Origin of the sequence: Novosphingobium sp. B-7 (assembly GCF_000410615.1) — a bacterium.
GTDB lineage: Bacteria > Pseudomonadota > Alphaproteobacteria > Sphingomonadales > Sphingomonadaceae > Novosphingobium > Novosphingobium capsulatum.
Genome location: NZ_APCQ01000434.1, coordinates 1 through 2,604 on the forward strand (window position 1 = coordinate 1; position 2,604 = coordinate 2,604).

General features: G+C 64.0%; 3 protein-coding genes. 2 read left to right on the top strand and 1 reads right to left on the bottom strand.

Annotation, left to right across the window (positions count from 1 at the left end):
- Nucleotides 1-206 precede the first annotated feature (206 nt).
- Entirely contained in the window at nucleotides 207-1,274 is a 1,068-nt protein-coding gene (locus H926_RS0105415; RefSeq protein WP_022675408.1) for a PotD/PotF family extracellular solute-binding protein, read from the top strand.
- A gap of 131 nt (nucleotides 1,275-1,405) precedes the next feature.
- On the opposite strand, the gene H926_RS25755 is transcribed toward H926_RS0105415, so the two are convergent.
- Nucleotides 1,406-1,882 carry a cupin domain-containing protein gene (locus H926_RS25755; RefSeq protein WP_022675409.1) on the bottom strand — a complete coding sequence of 159 codons (477 nt, stop codon included), beginning with the start codon at nucleotides 1,880-1,882 and terminating at the stop codon, nucleotides 1,406-1,408.
- Between the two features lie 164 nt (nucleotides 1,883-2,046).
- On the opposite strand from H926_RS25755, the gene H926_RS0105425 reads away from it, so the two are divergent.
- Nucleotides 2,047-2,604 (top strand): LysR family transcriptional regulator (locus H926_RS0105425; RefSeq protein ID WP_237740977.1); only part of this gene is annotated, 558 nt, incomplete at its 3' end.

The window sequence follows — 2,604 nt, forward strand, 5'->3', positions numbered from 1 at the left end:
GCGTGGCCAGCGCGGCAGCCGCCGTGGCCGAGCCGGTCTGCACGAAGGCGCGCCGCGTCAGCCGTCCGCCGGCCATGCCCTTGGGTGAGCCATCGCGTGCCATTGTCGTTTCCCCGTGATGAAAGGCTTTACCTGTATCCTGTGATCACATATCGTGCGCAAAAGCAATGCCCGAAAATCCAACCGGGCCAACCATGAGGGCAATCATGCAAGCAACCCCTTCGCGGCGCGGATTCCTGGCCGGCCTGGGCACGGCAGCGGTCGGCATCACGTTTTCCGGGCTGGCGGGGTGCAAGAAGCATCCTTCGCAGATGGTCAATTTCTACAACTGGGATACCTACGTCGGCAAGCACACCCTGTCGGGCTTTGAGCAGGCCAGCGGCATCGGCGTGAACATGAGCCTCTATTCCAACAACGACGAGCTGTTTGCCAAGCTGCGCGGCGGCAATCCGGGCTATGACGTGGTGGTGCCGGCCAATGATTTCGTGCAGCGCATGGCGAAGGCCAACATGCTGATGCCGCTCGATCACGCCAAGATTCCCAACATGAAGAACATCCTGCCGCGCTTCCAGGATGCGCCGTTCGATCCGGGCCGCAAATATGCCATGCCCTATACCTGGCTGGTGCTGGGCATCGGCTATCGCAAGTCAAAGATCCAGGGCGTGCCCGACAGCTGGAAATGGGTGCTGGATTCGCCGCAATACAAGGGCCGCATTGCGGTGCTGTCTGACGCAGCAGACCTGTGCCGGCTGACCGAAATCTACCTCGGCGCCGATATGAACACGTTCGACAAGGCGACGCTCGCCAAGGTGCAGGACCTGCTGATCCGCCAAAAGGGCAACATCGCCACGTTCCATGACGACAATGGCCAGGATCTGCTGCTGTCGGGCGATTGCGATATCGTGATCGAATACAATGGCGACATTGCCCAGGTGATGCGCGAGGACAAGGATCTCGCGTTCGTTGTCCCCAAGGAAGGCAGTATCCTGCAGTCCGACCAACTGTGCATTCCCGCCGGCGCGCCCAATCCCGATGCGGCGCACGCGTTCATCAACTACCTGCTGAGCGCAGACGCCGGCGCCGATATCTCGCGCACCATTCGCTATCCCACGCCCAATGGGGCCGCACTGGCGCAGATGGACGCCGAATATCGCGACAACCCCGCGATCTTCCCGCCCGAGGCGGCGCTCGCCAAGTGCCAATACGCCAACTACCTGGGCGAAGATGCCTATCGTGCGTTTCAGGACGTGATCACCCGCGTGCGCGCGGCATAGGCGGAGGGGGAAAGCGGGCGTTTCTCTCCCCTCCTCTTCAGAGGAGGGGGCGGGGGTGGTGGAGGCGTAGCGCAAGGTTTCGCACCACCCCCCAACCCCCTCCTCTGAAGAGGAGAGGGCTTACGTTGCCGTTATTCCACCGGCTTTTCCGGGTCGTAGACCACGTAGAACTTTTCATAGCCCTTGGAATCCCAGCGGCCGAGCCAGCCCTTGGGGATCGACACTGCATCGCCGGCCTTCACCTCCAGCACGGTGCCATCGGCCGAGGTGAGGGTGACGCCGCCCGACAGGAAGACCATGAATTCGTTCACCGGGTAGCCTGCACCGGTGAAGCTGTCGTGGTTGGGGCCGGCAACGGCATACGCGCCGCTCATGAACTTCTTGTCGGCCGAATGCAGCTGCGGCAGGTCGGATACGGCCGCGCCGCCTTCGTCGCTGTGGTGTGCGGCGCTGCTGGCGAGGGCGGCGGTGACCGCGCTGCTTGCCAGTTTGGCCGGCTTGGCGATGCTGGCGGCGCCAGTATCAGCAAGGGCTGCGGTGGCGGGCAGGGCCAGCGCCAGGCCAAGGCCCAGGGCAAAATGCCGCGCAGAGCGGATGTGGACGCGCATCGGACGGTCTCCTGTTGCAAAGTGCTGCGATCACAATTGCGGCTGGATGTCAGGGCGTCAACTGCATGTGAGGCCGGAAATGTTGTCAATTTCCGAGTATTGGTGCATCTGGTGCACCGCTCGATTGGTGATATCATGCGATCGCACCAGCAATGAGGATGTCTGTGCCCGATCCGCTGCCTTCCGCAGACCTGAATTTCGGCGATTTCCTGTCGGGCAAGGCGATCCCGCCGTTCGCCGCGCTGCGCGCGTTCGAGGTGGTGGGCCGCGTCGGCGGGGTGCGCCGCGCTGCTGCGCTGCTGCGGCTCGATCATACGGTGGTGAGCCGTCATCTCAAGGCGCTGGAGGAATGGCTGGGGGTGATGCTGGTCGATCGTCAGGGGGGCCGCGTGACCTTGACCGAGGCTGGGCAGGCCTATCACGCGCGGGTTTCGGCCGCGATGCTCGATGTGGTGTCGGCCACGCGCGAGATCATGGCCCAGGGCCAGATCCACGACCTGCGGCTGTGGTGCGTGCCGGGCTTTGCCACGCAGTGGCTGTCTGCGCAGATTGCCGCGTTCGAGCAGACCGGGCCGGGTTTCCAGGTGGAACTGCGCCCCACCGACCGGCCGGCCAACCTGATCCAGTTCGAAGCCGATGTGGATATCCGCTATTACGGCGATGGCTGGCTGCCGCAGCCGGGCGGGCCGGGGCTGCACACGCTGGTGCTGGCACGGCCGCCG

Coding starts and splice junctions, on each gene's coding strand:
- H926_RS0105415 (WP_022675408.1), top strand. CDS start 207: ATGCAAGCAACCCCTTCGCGGCGCGGATTCCTGGCCGGCCTGGGCACG.
- H926_RS25755 (WP_022675409.1), bottom strand. CDS start 1,882: ATGCGCGTCCACATCCGCTCTGCGCGGCATTTTGCCCTGGGCCTTGGC.